The organism is Stenotrophomonas sp. SBJS02, assembly GCF_020428325.2.
Classification (GTDB): Bacteria; Pseudomonadota; Gammaproteobacteria; order Xanthomonadales; family Xanthomonadaceae; genus Stenotrophomonas; species Stenotrophomonas africana.
In genome coordinates this window covers 3,223,453-3,242,952 of record NZ_CP109812.1, presented here as the reverse complement: position 1 = coordinate 3,242,952, position 19,500 = coordinate 3,223,453, and the positions used below count along the sequence as shown (strand labels likewise).

Annotated in this window: 11 protein-coding genes and 2 pseudogenes; 9 read left to right on the top strand and 4 right to left on the bottom strand. The window is 66.1% G+C overall.

Going from position 1 to position 19,500, the window contains the following annotated elements:
- The 7 genes and pseudogenes from FQS62_RS15045 to FQS62_RS15015 all read left to right on the top strand — a co-directional run bounded on the left by FQS62_RS15045 (position 1) and on the right by FQS62_RS15015 (position 12,019).
- On the top strand, positions 1-3,057 hold the full coding sequence (locus tag FQS62_RS15045; protein ID WP_049447375.1) for a TonB-dependent receptor: 3,057 nt from the start codon (positions 1-3) through the stop codon (positions 3,055-3,057).
- A gap of 249 nt (positions 3,058-3,306) precedes the next feature.
- Positions 3,307-4,911, top strand: coding sequence for a glucoamylase family protein (locus tag FQS62_RS15040; protein WP_107379899.1), 1,605 nt, complete (start codon positions 3,307-3,309; stop codon positions 4,909-4,911).
- A 4-nt stretch (positions 4,912-4,915) separates the two neighbouring features.
- A pseudogene (locus FQS62_RS15035) lies at positions 4,916-6,254 on the top strand (sugar ABC transporter substrate-binding protein).
- A complete protein-coding gene (locus FQS62_RS15030; RefSeq protein ID WP_005410323.1) occupies positions 6,251-7,132 on the top strand; it encodes a carbohydrate ABC transporter permease in 882 nt (293 codons plus the stop codon). Before FQS62_RS15035 ends, FQS62_RS15030 begins: the two are co-directional and overlap by 4 nt.
- Positions 7,129-7,965, top strand: coding sequence for a carbohydrate ABC transporter permease (locus FQS62_RS15025; RefSeq protein ID WP_006378064.1), 837 nt, complete (start codon positions 7,129-7,131; stop codon positions 7,963-7,965). Before FQS62_RS15030 ends, FQS62_RS15025 begins: the two co-directional genes overlap by 4 nt.
- The gene (locus FQS62_RS15020) at positions 7,962-11,129 is read left to right on the top strand and encodes a discoidin domain-containing protein (RefSeq protein WP_208043000.1); all 3,168 of its coding nucleotides are present in this window, start codon (positions 7,962-7,964) and stop codon (positions 11,127-11,129) included. Before FQS62_RS15025 ends, FQS62_RS15020 begins: the two co-directional genes overlap by 4 nt.
- 2 nt (positions 11,130-11,131) lie before the next feature.
- Positions 11,132-12,019 carry an endonuclease/exonuclease/phosphatase family protein gene (locus FQS62_RS15015; RefSeq protein ID WP_208042999.1) on the top strand — a complete coding sequence of 296 codons (888 nt, stop codon included), beginning with the start codon at positions 11,132-11,134 and terminating at the stop codon, positions 12,017-12,019.
- Between the two features lie 384 nt (positions 12,020-12,403).
- Here the strand turns inward: FQS62_RS15015 and FQS62_RS15010 are convergent.
- A pseudogene (locus FQS62_RS15010) lies at positions 12,404-15,648 on the bottom strand (Rne/Rng family ribonuclease).
- A gap of 407 nt (positions 15,649-16,055) precedes the next feature.
- Here FQS62_RS15010 and FQS62_RS15005 point away from each other — a divergent pair.
- Positions 16,056-17,030, top strand: a complete 975-nt coding sequence (locus FQS62_RS15005; RefSeq protein ID WP_154349375.1) for an RluA family pseudouridine synthase — start codon at positions 16,056-16,058, stop codon at positions 17,028-17,030.
- Positions 17,031-17,132: 102 nt separating this feature from the next.
- On the opposite strand, the gene zupT is transcribed toward FQS62_RS15005, so the two are convergent.
- From zupT to FQS62_RS14990, 3 genes are all read right to left on the bottom strand, one after another.
- Positions 17,133-17,942, bottom strand: coding sequence for a zinc transporter ZupT (gene zupT / locus FQS62_RS15000; RefSeq protein WP_010486740.1), 810 nt, complete (start codon positions 17,940-17,942; stop codon positions 17,133-17,135).
- A gap of 98 nt (positions 17,943-18,040) precedes the next feature.
- Complete coding sequence (locus tag FQS62_RS14995) at positions 18,041-18,457, bottom strand: energy transducer TonB (RefSeq protein WP_208043621.1); 417 nt, start codon at positions 18,455-18,457, stop codon at positions 18,041-18,043.
- A complete protein-coding gene (locus FQS62_RS14990; RefSeq protein ID WP_006456031.1) occupies positions 18,454-18,804 on the bottom strand; it encodes a 4a-hydroxytetrahydrobiopterin dehydratase in 351 nt (116 codons plus the stop codon). Before FQS62_RS14990 ends, FQS62_RS14995 begins: the two co-directional genes overlap by 4 nt.
- A gap of 90 nt (positions 18,805-18,894) precedes the next feature.
- Here FQS62_RS14990 and FQS62_RS14985 point away from each other — a divergent pair, with 90 nt between their 5' ends.
- Complete coding sequence (locus FQS62_RS14985; RefSeq protein WP_049449234.1) at positions 18,895-19,494, top strand: NfuA family Fe-S biogenesis protein; 600 nt, start codon at positions 18,895-18,897, stop codon at positions 19,492-19,494.
- Positions 19,495-19,500: the final 6 nt, after the last annotated feature.

Sequence of the window (19,500 nt, the reverse complement as noted above, 5' to 3'; positions counted from 1 at the left end):
ATGATGCACACCACCTTCCGCACGCCGGCACGCCGGCTGCTGAGCACCGCACTGGTCAGCTGCCTGATGCTGGCCGCCGCTCCGAACGTCATGGCGCAGTCGGCCAACGCCAGCCTGCGCGGCCAGGTTTCCGGCGCCCAGGCCGGCGCCGAAGTCACCGCCACCAACGTGGCCACCGGTACCGTCCGTCGCGGCACCGTGCGTGCCGATGGCAGCTACTCGCTGATGGGCCTGGACCCGGGCACCTACGACGTGGTTGCCAACGGCCAGTCGCAGAAGGTCACCGTCACCGTGGCCTCGACCGCTACGCTGAACTTTGCCGGCGCTGCCAGCAGCACCCCGGGTTCGACCGCGGCCACCAACCTGGACACTGTCAACGTCGTCGCGCCGACCCTGCTGCAGGAAGTGCGCACCTCCGAAGTCGGCAAGACCGTCAGCCTGCAGCAGATCCAGACCACCCCGCAGGTCTCGCGCAACTTCCTGGAGTTCGCCGACGCGGTGCCGGGCCTGATCTTCACCCGTGACGCCAAGGGCAATACCTCGCTGCGCGGCGGTGCCACCAATGCCGATGGCACCAATGTGTACATCGACGGCGTGGGCCAGAAGAGCTACGTCAAGGGTGGCGGCGTGGCCGGCCAGTCCGGCAGCGCCGGCAACCCGTTCCCGCAGCTGGCCATCGGTGAATACAAGGTCATCAGCGGCAACTACAAGGCCGAGTATGGCCAGGTGTCGAGCGCCGCAGTGACTGCTGCGACCAAGTCCGGTACCAATGAGTTCAAGGGTGAGGCGTTCTACCGCTACACCGATGAGGACATGCGTGCCAAGACCCCGGCCGAGCGTCAGGGCGGCAAGGACAAGATGGTCTCGGCCGAGAAGGAATACGGCTTCGCCCTGGGCGGCCCGATCATCCAGGACAAGGCGCACTTCTTTGTCACCTACGAAGCCAAGCGCTTCGATCTGCCGGTCACCATCGCGCCGGACGGCGCGGTCACCGGCGCTGCGGGCCTGCTGCCGCCGGCCGGCGCCGCCGGCCTCGGCCCGGCCAGCCAGCCGTTCCAGCAGGATCTGATCTTCGGCAAGATCGACTTCGAGCCGACCGACAACGATCGCATTGAACTGACCTTCCAGGACCGCGACGAAACCCAGTCGCAGTTCAGTGGCCAGACCTCGCCGCAGGCCGGGCGCGAAGTGGTCAATACCGACCGTCGCTACGCCCTGCGCTGGAACCACAGCGGTGAGCGTTACTACAACGAATTGATGGTCACCCACGAGGATTCGTTCAACAATCCGACCCCGCTGACCCTGGCCAACGGCATCACCTACACCGCGCCGGACGGTCCCGAAGACCGCACCGTGGTGAAGATCGGCGGTGCATCGGCTCTGGATTCGCAGGTGAAGGGCCAGAAGGGCTGGTCGATCGAAGACAACCTGACCCTGGATGGCATCCAGTGGGCCGGTGACCACACCATCAAGATGGGCGTGAAGTACAAGCAGATCGACCTGTACGCTTCCGACGCGGCGCAGATCAACCCGACCTTCACCTATTCCCTGGGAGACCCGGACTTCCCGGATTCGATTCCGTACAAGGCGCAGTTCGTCAAGCCGGTGACCGGCGTGTCGGGCGTGTCCGGCGAAGTGCGTTCGAAGTCCAAGCAGTACGGTGTGTTCATCCAGGACGACTGGCAGGTCAACGACCACCTGCAGCTGAACATCGGCCTGCGCTGGGACTACGAAAAGACCCCGACCTACCTGAATTTCGTCACCCCGCAGCAGGTGGTCGACGCCATCTATTCGCAGGATCCGCGTGCGCCCGCCGGCCAGACCTACGCCGATTCGCTGGCACTGGGTGGCCTGGACATCAGCGACTACATCAGCAACGGTCACAACCGCAAGGCGTTCAAGGATGCCTGGCAGCCGCGCCTGGGCTTCTCGTATGACATCAATGCCGACGAGCAGCACGTGATCCACGGCGGTGCCGGCCGGTCCTACGACCGCGACCTGTTCGACAACCTGCAGCTGGAAACCACCAAGCTGGCTTTGCCGCAGCCGACCATCTACTTCCGCAACCCGGCCACCGGCACCTGCATCAACGGCCAGGCCGCCTGCTATGACTGGAACCCGAACCTGCTCAACGGCATCGGCAACCTGCAGTCCCTGGTCGGCGCGACCAGCAATGCCGGTCTGGAAGTGGACCTGCTGAACAACAAGCTGAAGGCGCCGTACTCGGACCAGTTCAGCCTGGGCATGAGCAACCGGATCGGCGAGTGGCTGACCGACGCCACCATCGCTCGCACCCTGAGCTACGACGGTTTCGCCTTCACCCTGGGCAACCGTTACCCGACCGGCCAGTTCTTCGATGACCCGCGCCTGTGCGGTGGCACCGACCCGGGCCTGAGCCAGGCGTGGAGCTGCAACGTGCCGGGCTTCGGCAGCCTGATCATCGGCCAGCAGGGCATCAAGACCCGTGCCACCCAGGTGCTGCTGTCGGCGCAGAAGCCGTTCACCAAGGAAAGCGGCTGGGGTACCTCCATCGCCTATACCTGGACCACCGCCCGCCACAATCGCGACATCAACGAGAAGTACGCGTTTGACCGCGGTCTGATCGGCGACTATCCGACCATCCGCTCCAACGGCGCACCGCGCCACCGCCTGGTGGTGACCGGTTCGTACGCGGGCTTCTGGGGCATCACCTTCGGCGGCAAGATCACCCTGGCCACCCCGACCGCCGTCAACGACTGGTACCCGGTGATGCAGGCCAGCGGCTACACCCTGCCGACGCCGCAGGCGGCCGTGCCCAACGCCACCGGCAAGTTCCTGGTGGGCGGCAAGATCTTCGGCTACCGTTCGGTCGACCTGCAGGCGACGAAGACGTTCAAGATGCCGGGCGATACCGAGCTGTACGCACGTATCGACATCATCAACGTCTTCAACTTCGACAACTTCTCCACCTACAACTACGTCAAGACCAACGGCAAGCTGCAGGCCAGCTACAACGAGACCGGCGACATCATCGGTACGCCGCGTCAGATCAAGGCCGAAGTGGGCTTCCGCTTCTAAGCCCGGGTGTAGATGCACGACCCGATGCCGCCGCTCCGCCGGCGGCATCGGTCGCGTGAAAACGGCAATGGCCGGCTTCGTGCCGGTCCATTGCCCACGCCGCTGCCGGGCAGGGGGCAGCGGCGTGGGCAATGATCGCGGTGTCAAACCACGTTTTTCGTGGTTTTTTTTTGAACGCAGCTTGTAAACGATTTCAGATCATTGGACGTTATGCTTTCCCATCGATCAGACCACCGGAGGAATCGCGCCATGCAGGCACGCCATCTGTTGTCCGCCGCGGCGTTGAGCCTGGCTGCTGCTGCCTGCCAGCCGGCCCAGCAGGAGCCTGCCAAGCCGCGGCCGCCGGTGATCCTGATCGAGGCCGATGCACCGCCGCGGCCGATGAAGCCGGAGCTGCCGCCGCTGTTCGATGACATCGAGCGCCGTACTTTCCAGTTCTTCTGGGACACCACCAACGAGATCAACGGCCTGACCCCGGACCGCTACCCGTCGCGGCCGTTCGCCAGCATCGCCTCGGTCGGCTTCGCGCTGACCGCCTATCCGATCGGCATCGAGAACGGCTGGGTCAGCCGCAACCAGGCGATCGACCGCACCCTGACCACCCTGAAGTTCTTCCGCGACGTGCCGATGGGCCCGCAGCGCACCGGCAAGGCCGGCTACAAGGGCTTCTACTACCACTTCCTGGACATGCAGGAAGGCCGCCGCTACGACAGCTGGGTCGAGCTGTCCTCGGTGGATACCGCGCTGCTGATGATGGGCGTGCTATTCGCGCAGTCGTACTACGACGGTGACGATCCGCGCGAGAAGGAAATCCGCCAGATCGCCGATATGTTGTACAAGAAGGTCGACTGGCCATGGTTGCAGCAGCGCGCGCCGCTGATCTCGATGGGCTGGTTCCCCGAGAGCGGCTTCATCGACCACGACTGGATGGGCTACAACGAGGCGATGATGGTCTACATCCTCGCCCTGGGTTCGCCGACGCACCCGGTCAGCCCGGATGCGTGGACGGTGTGGACGCGTACCTATGACAACGACTGGGGCGTCTACCAAGGCCAGGAGTACCTGTCCTTCGGCCCGCTGTTCGGCCATCAGTACAGCCATGTCTGGATCGACTTCCGCGACATCCAGGACGCGTACATGCGCGAGCGTGGCAGCACCTACTTCCTCAACAGCCGCTCGGCCGCCCTGGCCCAGCGCGAGTATGCCATCGCCAATCCGATGCAGTGGAAGGAGTACGGCGAAAACGTGTGGGGTTTGACCGCCAGCGACGGACCACAGAACACCACCCAGGACTATCGCGGCGAGCAGCGCCAGTTCCGCCATTACTCTTCACGCGGCGCTGGCCTGCGCGAGAATTTCGATGACGGCACCATCGCCCCCACTGCCGCGATCGCGTCGGTGGTGTTCGCGCCGGAACAGGTGATCCCGGCCACGCTGGAGATGCACAAGCGCTACGGCGATTACATCTATTCCAGCTACGGCTTCCTGGATTCGTTCAATCCCAGCTTCAACTACGACATCCCGATCAAGACCGGCCGCGTGGTTCCGGATCGTGGCTGGGTCGCCAGCGACTACATCGCCATCGACCAGGGGCCGATCCTGACCATGATCGCCAACTACCGCAATGACTTCGTCTGGGAAGTGATGAAGAAGAATCCGTACATCCGCAAGGGCCTGGAGCGGGCGGGGTTCAGTGGTGGCTGGCTGGCGCCGGAAGGTTCGTTCCAGCCGCTGGAACTGCAGAAAGACGAAAAGGCCGCAGCGGCACGCGCGGTGGGTATCGCCGAATCACGCGCGGCTGCCGCGCAGGAACAGAAGAACAATGCCAACCGCAACACAGGCCAGGGCAAGTAACCCGATGCCGAACTGGATCGACCGTCTGCGCCGCTGGACACTGCCAGCCCTGGCCGCACTGGCCGTGGCCGGCTGCGCCCGCACCGAACCGGGCACCACCACCGTGCGCTTCTGGGCGATGGGCCGCGAAGCCGAGGTGGTCAGCGAACTGATCCATGAGTTCGAAGCCGAGAACCCGGGCATCAAGGTGGATGTGCAGAACATCCCGTGGACCGCTGCGCACGAAAAGCTGCTGACCGCGTTCGCCGCCGACGGCCTGCCGGACGTGTGCCAGCTCGGCAACACCTGGGTGCCGGAGTTCGCCGAGCTGGATGCGCTGACCCCGCTGCAGCCGTTCGTGCAGCGTTCGGCCGTGGTCGACCCGAAGGACTACTTCCAGGGCATCTGGGATACCAATGTGATCCATGGCGAGCTGGTCGGCGTGCCGTGGTATGTCGACACGCGTCTGATCTACTACCGCAAGGATCTGCTGGCCAAGGCCGGCTACGACCACCCGCCGCGCACGTGGGCGGAGTGGGACGAACAGATGGCGGCGATCAAGCGCATGCAGGGCCCGAACCGCTATGCGGTGCTGATGCCGATCAACGAGTTCGAGCAGCAGTTGTCGCTGGCGCTGCAGCAGCCCGATCCGCTGCTGCGCGACGATGACACCCGCGGCAATTTCGCCAGCCCGGGGTTCCGCCGCACGTTGGCCTTCTACGCCAACATGTTTGAGCAGGGCTGGGCGCCGAAGATGTCCGAGACGCAGATTTCCAACGTCTGGGATGAGTTCTTCCGCGGCTTCAACGTGTTCTACATTTCCGGCCCCTGGAACATCCGCGAGTTCAAGAAGCTGCAGCCCAAGGAACTGGAAGGGCAGTGGGGCACGGCCGCGCTGCCGGGTCCGGACGGTCCGGGCGCCGGCATTGCCGGGGACCAGCCTGGTGATCTTCCGCAAGTCGCAGCAGAAGGAAGCGTCGTGGAAGCTGATCGAGTTCCTGTCGCGCCCGGACATCCAGGCCCGCTTCCATTCCATCATCGGTGACCTGCCGCCGCGCCGCAGCGCCTGGAGTGCCCCGTCGCTGGCCAACGATCCGCTGGCGGCCGCGTTCCGCGACCAGCTGGAGCGGGTCAAGCCGACCCCGAAGGTGCTTGAGTGGGAGCGCATCGTGCAGGAAATGCGCATCGTCACCGAGAAGGTGGTGCGCGGTGGCCTGGCGCAGGACCAGGCCGTGGAAGAGCTGGACCAGCGCGTGGACAAGGTGCTGGCCAAGCGCCGCTGGATGCATGAACAACAACGCCTGCAGCAGCGCGTGCCGGCGCCGCAATCGAGCAGTGCCGTGGCCGCCGGGAGCGTGCAATGAAACGTACTTCGCTTGCCGGCTGGATCTTCGCCGGTCCCTCGCTGATCGTGCTGGGCGTGTTCTTCGGCCTGCCGGTGGCTTCGGCGCTGGCGCTGAGCGTGACCGACTTCGACCTGTATGCCTTGGCTGACAGCAGCAACCTGCGCTTTGTCGGCCTGGGCAACTACATCGATCTGCTACAGACACCGATGTTCTGGAAGTCGTTGTGGAATACCACTTACTTCGTGTTGATCGGCGTGCCGTTGTCGATTGGCGTGTCGCTGGGCGCAGCGATGCTGCTGAATGCACCGGCCGCGCGCTTCAAGGCGCTGTTCCGCACCGCGCTGTTCGCGCCGGTGGTGACCACGCTGGTAGCGGTGGCGGTGATCTGGCGCTACCTGTTCCATACCAGCTACGGGCTGGTGAACTACGGCCTGGGCCATCTGGGCATCAGTCCGATCGACTGGCTGGGCGATCCCAACTGGGCGATGCCGACCATCATGCTGTTCGCGGTGTGGAAGAACTTCGGCTACAACATGGTGATCTTCCTGGCGGGCCTGCAGGCGATCCCGCATGACCTGTACGAGGCCGCCCGCATCGACGGTGCCTCGCGCTGGAAGCAGTTCCTGCACATCACCCTGCCGATGCTCGGCCCGGTGCTGCTGGTGGTCGGCGTGATCACCGTGTCCGGCTACTTCCAGCTGTTCGCAGAGCCCTACGTGATGACCCGTGGCGACCCACTGCAGAGTACCGTCAGCGTGCTGTATTTCATGTTCGAGGAAGGCTTCAAGTGGTGGAACCTGGGACGCGCCTCCGCGGTGGCGTTCCTGCTGTTCCTGATCATCCTGGCGGTGACCACCGTGATGCTGCGTTTCGGCCGCAAGAGGCAGTTGGTATGAGTCGTGAAATCGGCCAGTCGCGCTGGTACCCGTGGTTGATCAATGGTGCGTTGCTGGTGCTGGCCCTGGTCAGCCTGGCGCCGTTGCTGTGGATGCTCTCGGTCTCGTTCATGCCGCAGGGCGAGGCGACCCACTTCCCGCCGCCGCTGCTGCCGTCCAGCATCACCACGCGCAACTACCATGAGTTGTTCGCGCGCACCGGCATGGGCGGCAACTTCGCCAACAGCCTGCTGGTGTCGGTCGGCATCACCCTGGGTTCGCTGCTGCTCAACACGATGGCCGGCTACGCCTTCGCCAAGCTGAACTTCGTTGGCCGCGAGCGCCTGTTCCAGGTGTTGATGGCGGCGCTGGTGATCCCGGCACAGGTAGCGATGCTGCCGCTGTTCCTGCTGATGAAGCAGCTGGGCCTGGTCAACAGCTTCGGCGGCGTGATCGTGCCGGCGCTGGCCAGCGTGTTCGGCATCTTCCTGGTGCGCCAGTACGCGCGTTCGATTCCGGACGAACTGCTGGAAGCGGCCCGCATCGACGGGGCAGGGGAGCTGCGCATCTTCTTCCAGATCGTGCTGCCGATGCTCAAGCCGGTGCTGGTGACCCTGGCAATCTTCACTTTCATGGGCGCATGGAACGATTTCATGTGGCCGTTGATCGTGCTGACCGATCAGGAGCACTACACTTTGCCGGTGGCGCTGGCCACCCTCTCGCGCGAGCACATCATGGACGTGGAAATGATGATGGCCGGCGCGGTGGTCACCGTGGTTCCGGTGCTGGCGCTGTTCCTGGTGCTGCAGCGGTACTACATCCAAGGTCTGTTGTTGGGGAGCGTCAAAGGATGAAGCGAGCGATCGCCGTTGGACTGGGCCTGTTGTGGACCTCCCTGGCGATCGCCGCACCTCCGGCGCTGCCGGCACCGAAGGTGCTGGACGATTTCGACGACATCGCGGCCTGGAAGCTGGTGCTGTCCGACCAGGTCAGTGGTTCTCTGCGACCGGTCAGTGGCGCCGGTGGCGGCCGCGCGCTGTGCCTGGACTATGACTTCCACGATGTCTCCGGCTACGTCGGCATCCGTCGTGCGCTGAACGTCGAGTACCCGGTCAATTACCGCTTCGGCTTCCAGCTGCGCGGTGATTCACCGGGCAACGACCTGCAGTTCAAGCTGATCGACGCCAGCGGCGACAACGTCTGGTGGGTCAACCGTCCCGGCTACAGCTTCCCCAAGGCATGGACGCCGGTCGAGTACCGGCGTCGGCAGATCGACAAGGCATGGGGGCCCTCGCCCGAGAAGGAGATGGCACGCAGCGCCGCCGTCGAATTCACCATCTACAGCAAGGTCGGCGGCCGCGGCACGGTGTGCTTCGACAAGCTGACCCTGCAGGGCCTGCCGCCGCAGGATGATTCGGCGCTGGTGCCGTCGGTGATCGCCGACACCGCCACCGCGCTGCAGGACCGCATGATCGACGGCAAGAGCGATACGTTCTGGATCAGCGGTGGCGTCAAGCAGCAGACCATCAGCCTGGACCTGCACAAGAGCCGCGAGATCGGCGGTGCGGTGATCGACTGGCTGCCGAACCTGGAAGCGCGTCGCTACACCGTGCGCACCTCCGAGGACGGCCGTGACTGGCGTACCGTGCGCGAAGTCACCAGCGGTGCGGGTGGCCGCGACTGGCTTGCGCTGCCGGACACCGATGCGCGCTACGTGCGCTTCGATCTGCAGGATGGCCCGAACTGGCGCTATGGCATCCGTGACATCGCGCTCAAGCCGCTGGCCTTCGCGGCCACGCCGAACGCGTTCCTGTCCTCGGTGGCCGCCGACCTGCCGCGCGGGTCGTTGCCGCGTGCCTACGTGGGCGAACAGCCGTACTGGACTCTGCTGGGCCTTGATGGCGGCCAGGAACAGGCGTTGATCAGTGAGGACGGCGCACTGGAGCCGGCCAAGGGCAGCTTCAGCATCGAACCGTTCATCCGCCTCGACGGCAAGCTGCTGGACTGGTCGAAGGTGGCCATCACCCAGTCGCTGCAGGATCACTACCTGCCGATCGCCAACGTCGACTGGGTGCATGAGAAGGCCGGCCTGGCGGTGACAAGTTTCGTGCAGGGCACGCCGGAGCGCGCGCAGCTGATCGGCCGCTACCGGCTGAGCAATCCGGACAAGGTCGCGCACGAGTACACCCTGGCACTGGCGATCCGTCCGTGGCAGGTCAATCCGCCCACCCAGTTCCTCAACACCGTCGGTGGCTTCAGCCGCATCGATGCACTGGACGTGGGCGAGCAACTGGTGCGGGTCAACGGTGAGCCGCGCATCTACCCGCTGCAGGTGCCGGACGCACGCTTTGCCAGTACGTTCGACGGCAAGCTCGATGCGATGCATCTGGCGGACGGAAAGTATCCGGCCACCACTGCAGTGAAGGACAACACCGGCATGGCGTCGGGCGCGTTGATCTATACGATCACGCTCGAGCCCGGCCAGAGCCGCGAGGTGGCGGTGGTACTGCCGCAGACCGGTGGCTGGGCGCCGCAGGCGCTGGACGTGGCCAAGGCGCAGGCGCAGGTGGCCGAGCAGTGGCGGCAGAAGCTGGGCGTGGTCTCGCTGCAGGTGCCCGCTGCGGGCCAGCCGCTGGTCGACACCCTGCGTACGGCAGTCGCGCACATGCTGATTTCGCGCGTGGGGCCGCGCCTGCAGCCGGGCACGCGCTCGTATGCGCGCAGCTGGATACGCGATGGCGCGATGATCTCCGAGGGCCTGCTGCGCATGGGCCGCAGCGATGCGGTGCGCGACTACATCAACTGGTATGCGCCCTACCAGTTCGAGAACGGCAAGGTGCCGTGCTGTGTCGATGCACGTGGCAGCGACCCGGTGCCGGAGAACGACAGTCATGGCGAGCTGATCTACAGCATTGCCGAATACGGGCGCTACACCGGCGACAGTACCTTCGTCGAGCTGATGTGGCCGCACGTGCAGGGCGCCTACAGCTACATGGAGCAGCTGCGGTCCAGCGAGCGCACCGAGGAGAACCGCGCACGCAATCCGGCCTTCTACGGCATGATGCCGGCCTCGATCAGCCACGAAGGCTATTCGGCCAAGCCGATGCACTCGTACTGGGACAACTTCTGGGCGCTGCGCGGCTACAAGGACGCGGCGCTGCTGGCGACCCAGCTGGGCAAGGTCGAGTCGATGCAGATGGCCGAATCGCGAGACCAGTTCCGTGCTGACCTGCAGGCCTCGCTGCTGTCGGCGATGCAGCAGCACAAGATCGATTACCTGCCGGGCTCGGCCGAGCTGGGCGACTTCGACGCGACCTCGACCACCATCGCGCTGGCGCCGGGCGGTGAGCAGGGCAGGCTGCCGCAGCAGGCACTGGAGGCTACCTTCGATCGCTACTGGAAGGAGTTCGTGGCGCGTCGCGATGGCAAGCGCGAGTGGAAGGACTACACCCCGTACGAGTGGCGCAACGTGGCCGCGTTCGTGCGCCTGGGCTGGCGCGACCGCGCCTGGCAGGCCACCGAGTTCTTCTTCAAGGATCGCGCACCGCAGGCCTGGAACCAGTGGGCCGAGGTGGTTTCGCGCACGCCGCGCAAGCCGTTCTTCGTCGGTGACCTGCCGCATGCCTGGGTGGCTTCGGACTTCGTGCGCTCGGCGCTGGACATGTTCGCCTACAACCGCGACATGGACGATGCGCTGGTGCTGGCTGCCGGTGTACCGACCGCGTGGCTGCAGGGCGAGGGCATCGCCGTTCAGGGCCTGCGTACGCCGCAGGGCCAGCTCAACTACCGCCTGCAGCGCAGCGACAAGCAGCTGGTGCTGGAGGTGCAGCCGGGCCTGGTGCCACCGGCCGGTGGCGTGGTGCTGCCATGGCCGTACGCGGGTGATCCGGGCGAGGCGACGGTCAACGGCGAAGCCGCCGAGTGGGTCAACAGGGAACTGCACGTGCACCAGCTGCCGGCGCGGGTCGAGATCGAAGTGCCGAACGCGGTGCGCCGCGCCGAGCGCAAGGGACAGTAACGATGAAGCAGCAGGGGGAGAGGGTGCGCACGACCGTGCGTGCCCTGGGGCTGGCAATGGCATTGGCATTGCCGGGCGTGATGATGGCGGCCGAACCGGTTGCCACGACTGCGGCGGCCGACGTTGCCAGCGCGCCGGGCATGAGCATGGTCACCTTCAACCTGCATCATGACCGCGAAGACTGGCCGAGCCGGCGCCGCACCATCCTGGCCGAGCTCAAGCGTCTGCAGCCGGATGCGGTTGCCCTGCAGGAGGTGATCCAGCGCCGCAACGTGCGCAACCAGGCGCAATGGCTGGCCAGCCAACTCGGCTACAGGTACGTGTTCGTGTCTACCGATCCGGTGGGCGCACCGAAGCGCTACGGCAATGCGCTGCTGACCCGGCGGCCGATCCTCGCCCAGGGGGATCATCTGCTGCAGCCGTTGGACGACTACCGCACCGTTGCTCACCTGCGCATCGACGTCGACGGCGCGCCGGTGAACGTCTACGCCACGCATCTGAACGAGCGCAGTGATGAGAGTGGGCAGCGCATCCGTCGCAGCCAGGTCGAGGACCTGCTGCGCTTCATCAGCGCGACGTCGGCGGGCGCACCGGTGGTGATCGCTGGTGACTTCAATGCACTGGTGGATGCAGGCGACCTGAGCGAGCTGCGCAGCCACTACGGCGACAGCTACGGCAGCGTGCATGTCAACACCGACCTGGCCGGGGTCAGTACGCTCAATCGTCACTACTACCAAGCGTCTTTGCGGATCGACCACATCTTCTTCCAGCAGGACGAGATGGTCGCACGCGAGGCGAAGCTGCTGTTCGACCAGCCCGACGACAGCGGTCGCTGGGCATCCGATCACTACGGCGTGTGGACCCGGTTGCAGTTCGCACCGGCGCGCTGATGTCCTGGTAGCTGCCAACCTTGGTTGGCACGGGCGTGTCCGCGTTCGCTCCAACAACGGCGCCAACCAAGGTTGGCCTCTACCAGAGCAGTGACCGTGCGCGGGTTGTGCCCTGGTGGGTGCCAACCTTGGTTGGCACGGGCGTGTCCGCGTCCGCTTCAACAACGGCGCCAACCGAGGTTGGCCTCTACCAGAGCAGTGACCGTGCGCGGGTTGTGCCCTGGTGGGTGCCAACCTTGGTTGGCACGGGCGTGTCCGCGTCCGCTCCAACAACGGCGCCGTCCAGGGTCGGCCGCTACCAGAGCGCTGCACGCGCCCGATGCACAAACAAAACGGCGGGGATCATTGATCCCCGCCGTTTGGTTTTCACGCGACAAAGAGCGATCAGTTCGCCGGCGGCGTGCGCTTGGCGGCTTCTTCGTCTTCTTCGTCGGCCTTGGCTTCTGCAGCCTGGGCTGCAGCGTCGGTGTGGCCATCGGCGACCGGGTCAATCGACGGCGTCACCACTGCTTCGGCGACCGGGGCCGAAGCGTCCACCGGCGCGGCTTCCACCGCCACCGGAGCGACCGGCTGCTCGGCGGCCACGACGGGCTCGACGACCGGCTTGGCTTCAACCACCGGCGCAGCCTCAACGACCACCGGCTCGGCATCGACCACCGGAGCGGCTTCAACAATCTCCGGCTTCGCTTCGATCACCGGAGCAGCTTCAACAACCGAAGCTGCTTGAACAACCGGGGCTGCTTCAACCGCGGCCGGCTTTGCTTCGGTCACCGGTGCAATGGCTTCGATTGCCGGCGCGGCAGCGGCTACCGGCTGGGCCGGGGTCGCGGCGTCGATGGCATCGAGCATGCTGGTCTGCACCGGCGAGGACGCCGTTTCAGTCTTCGCAGCAGCTTCGACCGGGGCCTGTACTTCAGCCACGACCGGGGCAGCGGCTTCGACCACGGCGCTGCTCACTACGGCGAGCGGTGCCGCGGCAACGGCGGCGGCAGCACGGACCGGCTTCGCGGCGTCGGCAGCGGTCGGTTCGGCTTCGTCATCGAAGTCGAACTCCGGCTGCGAACGGGCCGGCTGCGCAGCAGCGACCGGCGCAGTGCCGGCAGTGCTGTCGACGTTCGGCTCGGCGCCGTCGGCGTCATCACCGTCGTCACCATCGTCCTGGTCATCGCCCAGGACGTCGCTGCCGGCGGCGTTCTCGGCGCCCCCGCGACGACGACGACGGCCACCACGACGGCCACGACGACGTCGCGTCGCGCCTTCGCCTGCCTGCTCGCCATTGGCGTCGGTTGCAGCCTCTTCGGCAATCGCAACCACCTCGGTCTCGCTGGCAGCGTTGGCACCGGTCTCGACCGGTGCTGCAGTGTCCACCGGAGCGGCGGCCACCGGCGCAACCGGGGCGACCGGTGCAGTGGCTTCCTGCGCGGTCACCACATTGGCGGCGACGGCGGTGGCGGCCACGGCTGCTGCCGCGGTCACGGCCTCGGCCTGTGCTTCGGCGGCACCGCGCTGCGGCTTCTCGGCCGGCTTGTCACCGTCCTGCTGCTGGCGCGGCTGCTTGGGCTGCTTCAGCTTCGGCTGCTGCTGGTTCTGGTTCTGGCCCTGCTGCTCGTTGCGCGGCTTGTTCTGCTGCTGCGGCTGCTGCTGGCCATCCTTCTGCTGCGACTCCTTCTGCTTGCCCTGCTGCGGATGCTGCTGGGCATTGCCGTTGCGGCCGTCCTTGCGCTGCTCACCACGGTCCTTGCGGTTGCCGCCGTCCTTCTGCTGCTGCGCGTTGCCGTTGCCGCCGTTGCCACGATTGTCGTCGCGACGGTCCTTGCGGTCCTTGTTGCGATCCTTGTTGCGGTCCTTGCGGCCACCGTCCTGCGACTGACGCCCTGCCGGCGCGACCGGCGCCGGCGCGGGGCCGGTTCGCCACCGAACACGCGCTTGAGCCAACCGATCACGCCGCCGCTCGGGGCCGGCGCCACCGGCGCTGCCACGACCGGGGCCGGGGCCGCTGCGGCCGGCTCCACTTCCTCGCGCACCGGGGCCGGGGAGGTGTGCTTGACCTGGGTCACCGCCGGCGGCGGGATGTTCAGCTGGCCCTTGGTCAGCGCGTGCACCGGCAACTTGCGCGGGGTGCCGCGCTGGTAGCTGGGCTTGTTGCTCTCTTCACCCAGCTCGTTCTCGCGCAGGCGGGTGACGGTGTAGTGCGGGGTGTGCAGCTGCTCGTCGGCGACGATCACGATCGGCGCCTCGTGGCGCTGTTCGATCTCGCGCAGGGCGCTGCGCTTTTCGTTCAGCAGGTAGTTGGCGATCTCCACCGGGGCCTGCACCAGCACCTGCCCGGTGTTCTCCTTCATCGCATGCTCTTCGGCAACGCGGATGATCGACAGCGACAGCGACTCGACGCTGCGCATGCGGCCGTGGCCGTCGCAACGCGGGCAGACGATCTGGCTGGACTCGCCAAGGCTCGGGCGCAGGCGCTGGCGGCTCATTTCCAGCAGGCCGAAGCGCGAGATGCGGCCGACCTGGACGCGGGCGCGGTCGTACTTCAGCGCGTTGGCCAGACGGTTCTCGACCTCGCGCTGGTGCTTGTTGGAGGCCATGTCGATGAAATCGATGACCACCAGGCCACCCAGGTCGCGCAGGCGCAGCTGGCGGGCCACTTCCTCGGCCGCTTCCAGGTTGGTCTGGAACGCGGTGTCCTCGATGTCGCTGCCCTTGGTGGCGCGCGAGGAGTTCACGTCAACCGCAGTCAGCGCTTCGGTCTGGTCGACCACGATCGAGCCGCCCGACGGCAGGCGTACGTTGCGCTCGTAAGCGCCTTCGATCTGCGATTCGATCTGGAAGCGGTTGAACAGCGGGATGTCGTCCTTGTAGTGCTTGAGCTTGCGCAGGGTCTGCGGCATCACCTGCTGCATGAACTCGCGGGCGTGCTCGTACATCTCCTCGGTGTCCACCAGGATCTCGCCGATGTCGGCGCGCAGGTAGTCACGCAGGGCACGCACGATCAGGCGCGATTCCTGGTAGATCAGGAACGGGGCCGGCTTGCTCAGCGCGGCTTCGGCGATGGCACGCCAGACGTTGAGCAGGTAGTCCAGGTCCCACTGCAGCTCTTCCGCATCGCGGCCGACGCCAGCGGTACGGATGATCACGCCCATTTCGTCGGGGATGTTCAGCTTGTCCAGGGCGTCCTTCAGGGCGGCCCGATCTTCGCCCTCGATGCGACGGGAGACACCGCCGGCGCTGGGCGAGTTCGGCATCAGCACCATGTAACGGCCGGCCAGCGAGATGAACGTGGTCAGGGCGGCGCCCTTGTTGCCACGCTCTTCCTTGTCGACCTGGACGACGATCTCCTGGCCTTCCTTCAGCAGTTCGCGGATGCCGGCCTTGTTGTGGTCGACACCGGCCTGGAAGTAATCGCGGGAGATTTCCTTCAGCGGCAGGAAGCCATGGCGGCCACCACCGTATTCGACGAAGGCCGCTTCCAGCGAGGGCTCGATGCGGAAGATCCGGCCCTTGTAGATGTTGGACTTCTTCTGTTCCTTCGACGGCTGCTCGATGTCGATGTCATACAACGACTGGCCATCCACGATGGCAACACGCAGCTCTTCAGCCTGCGTGGCGTTGATCAGCATTCGCTTCATTGTTGCGTTCCTCGCAAGCGGCTACCGCGCGGAACGCCATGGGGTTTCGCCTCTGGACACGGTTCGCCGCCCATTCGCGCAAGCGCGGGGAGGGCGGCTTGGGTTTCCAGCGCTACGACACCACGGCAGGCCGCGGGAGCGCTTCACTCTTATGGGTTTTGGGGTGTTACAGGCCGCAGGCAGCTGTCAGCCAGGCTGGAGCGCCACGCGGGACATGTTCAGCACGGTTGCGTGTCAGGCATCCGGCGATGGCCGGGAAGGCCGGTGAGCCGCTAACATGGCCGCCCCGCGGGCGGTGGTCGCGCACTGTGCCGGATTCGTCGGAAGCTGGGCTTCTGGCCCTGAGTAACTTCCAACGAAATCAATCCCTTATCTCGCCCCCCGAGTGTAACAGAATAAACAGCCTGATGACTGCCCAAGACCCCACCAAGCCCGCTGGCGACAAGCCTTCCGTGCGCATGATCACCGTTCCCGCCGACCGCGCCGGCCAGCGTCTGGACAACTTCCTGCTCGGCCAGCTGAAGGGCGCCCCGCGCAGCCTGGTCTACAAGCTGGTACGCAGCGGCCAGGTGCGGGTGAATGGTGGCCGCGCCAAGGCCGAACGCAAGCTCGAGGCGGGTGATGAGGTGCGAGTGCCGCCGGTTCGTCTCACCGAAGAGGGAGACAAGGCCGGTCCGCCGGAGGCGTTCATGCGACGCCTGGAGCAGGCCATCGTGTTCGAGGATGCCCGCCTGCTGGCCCTGAACAAGCCCACCGGCGTGGCCAGCCACGGCGGCAGCGGCATCAGCTTTGGCGCCATCGAGACCCTGCGCGCGCTGCGTCCGGGGCAGACCCTGGAGTTGGTCCACCGGTTGGATCGCGACACCTCGGGCCTGCTGATCGTGGCCAAGAAGCGCTCGGCGCTGAGCGAACTGCAGGCGCTGCTGCGTGAAGACCACGGCGCCGGCATCCGCAAGCGCTACCTGACCCTGCTGACCGGACGCATGCCCGACGGCGTGATGACGGTCGATGCGCCGCTGCACGTGGGTCTGCGCCAGGGCGGCGAGCGCCATGTGCAGGTGAACGCGATCGGCAAGGAATCGATCAGCCACTTCCGCGTGCTGGAGCGTCGCGGCGGCCATTCGTACTGCGAGGTGCGCATCGAAACCGGTCGCACCCACCAGATCCGCGTGCATGCCCAGCACCTGGGTCATCCGGTGGCCGGTGACGACAAATACGGCGATCCGGCGGTCAACAAGCGGCTTCGTGAGCAGATCGGACTGAAGCGCCTGTTCCTGCATGCGGCCTCGCTGGAGTTCTCGCTGGACGACGGCAAGAGCCCGTACGTGCTGAACGCGCCGCTGGCGGATGAGCTGGCCGAGGCGCTGGACCGCCTGAAGTAAGGAACCCTTGTAGAGTCGAGCCACGCTCGACTGCTCTTCGGTAGGGTTGCGCGAAAAGCCAGTCGAGCATGGCTCAACTCTACAGGGCGAGCCGGGAACCCCTCACCACTTGAACAGCACCAGGCTGATCGCCAGCGTGCCCATGCCGGCCACCAGCCCGTAAACCGTCTCGTGGCCCTTGGCATAGCGCTTGGCCGCCGGCAGCAGCTCATCCAGCGCCAGGAATACCATCACGCCGGCGATCAGCCCGAACACCCAGCCGAAGGTGGCGTGCGACAACGACCCGGACAGCAGCCAGTAGCCCAGCGCCGCGCCCACCGGTTCGGCCAGGCCCGACAGCAGGCTGGCGCTGAACGCATAGAACTTGTTCTGGGTGGCGAAGTACACCGGCACCGCAATCGCGATGCCCTCGGGAATGTTGTGGATGGCGATGGCGAAAGCCAGTGGCATACCCACCGATGGGCTTTCCAGTGTGGCAAAGAAGGTTGCCAACCCTTCCGGGAAGTTGTGCGCGGTGATCGCGACCGAGGTCAGCAGGGCAACCCGTTTCAGGTACTCGCGGCTGTTCTCGCGGAACGCCGGGTCCTGCTTGTCGAGGCTGTCATGCGGATTGGGAATAAAGTGGTCGATCAGCACGATCACGATCACGCCCAGCAGGAAAGCCAGGGTGCCGTAGGTGAAGCCGGTGCGCTCTCCATAGGCCAGTGCGAAGGAGGCAATGGACTTGTTGAGGATCTCTGACAGCGACACATAGACCATCGCGCCGCCGGCGAAAGCCAGGCCGAACGCCAGCAGGCGCGGATTGGGGCGGCGCGAGAACAGCACCAGCAGGCTGCCGATGGCGGTGGCGAGGCCGGCCGCGAGGGTGACCGCCAGCGCGATCCAGATGTTTTCGGGGGGAATCTGCAGCATGTACCGACGCGGTCCTGGTCAACAGACAGCCGCCCCGGGCAAGGCCGGGGCGGCGAGGGCGAGGCGGGCGTCGGCTGGCCTCGTCGGGGTACGGGCGATCAGCCGCCGCGGCGCAGCCGTTCTTCGATGGCGAAGCACTGGTCTGGCTTCGGCTGCGGCGGGTTGAAGCTGACCGGCACCTGGATGGTGGCCGGCACCGGTTGGCCGTTGCGGGTGGCAGCGTTGAACTGCCAGCCCTGCACGGCGGTCTTGGCCAGTTCATCCAGTTGCGGGTTGCCGGCCCCGGTCAACAGCGCGACCTCGCTCGGCTTGCCGTCGGTGCCGATGGTCACCTTGAAGGTGCTGGTGCCACCCACGCCCATGCAGGCCAGCTCCAGCGGGTACTGCGGCGGCGGCGTCTTCACTGCGGCCACTTCTGTCGGCGGCGGCTGTGGTGGTGCCGGCGGTTCGGACGGGCCACAGCCGGCCAGGCCGGTCGCAGCCATCAGGGACAGGCTCAGCAAGCGTACGTTCATGGCAGTTGCTCCGTCAGGGCCGAAGTCTTTGCCGCGCAGATGAAGTCGTTCTCGCTCAGGCCGCCCACGTCGTGGGTGGAGAAGCGCACAACCGCGCGGTCGTAATGCACGCCCAGGTCCGGATGGTGGTCCTCGCGGTGGGCGATCCAGGCCAGCGCGTTCACGAAGGCCATGGTGGCGTAGTAGTCCTTGAAGCGGAAGGTGCGCGACAGCGCCTGGCCACCCTCGCTCAGCTCCCAGCCGGGAATCTGCGGCAGCAGTTCAGCCAGGCGGGCTTCGCCAAGCTTGTGGTCGCTGCCTTTGCGCGGCACGCAACGGGCCTGGGCCAGTGGAATCAGGTCGGCCATGGGAATCTCCACCTCGTGTTGACTGAACAATGCGCCGGACGGTGTATAAACCGAATGAGCGGCTGACGCTTACTTGGCTAGAATAGCCTGATGATCCAGATCTCCGACACTGCCCAGACCCATTTCCGCAAGCTGATCGAACGCGAGGGCGTGCCCGGCATGGGCGTGCGCTTGAGTGCAGTCGACCCCGGCACCCCGCGCGCCGATGCCCGGCTTGAGTTCGCCGAACCCAGCGACCTGCTCGGTGATGAGTGGGCGGTGGACTGCGATGGCTTCACCCTCTACGTCGATGCGAGCAGCGTCGGCTGGCTCGACGGCGCCGAGATCGACATCGTCGCCGGCACCGCCGGTACCCAGCAGCTGACCATCAAGGCGCCGCGCATCAAGGGCGAGGCCCCCGGCGATGCCGCGTCGCTGGTCGAGCGCGTGCACTGGGTGGTCGAGAACGAAGTCAATCCGCAGCTGGCCTCGCATGGCGGCAAGGTGGCCGTGCAGGAAGTGTCGGCCGAAGGCGTGGTGCTGCTGCGCTTCGGTGGTGGCTGCCAGGGCTGTGGCATGGCCGATGTGACGCTCAAGCAGGGTATCGAGAAGACCCTGATGGGCCGCGTGCCGGGTGTGACTGCCGTGCGCGACGCGACCGACCACGACAGTGGCCACGCGCCGTACATCCCTCGCGGCAACGCCGCCTGATCGCTG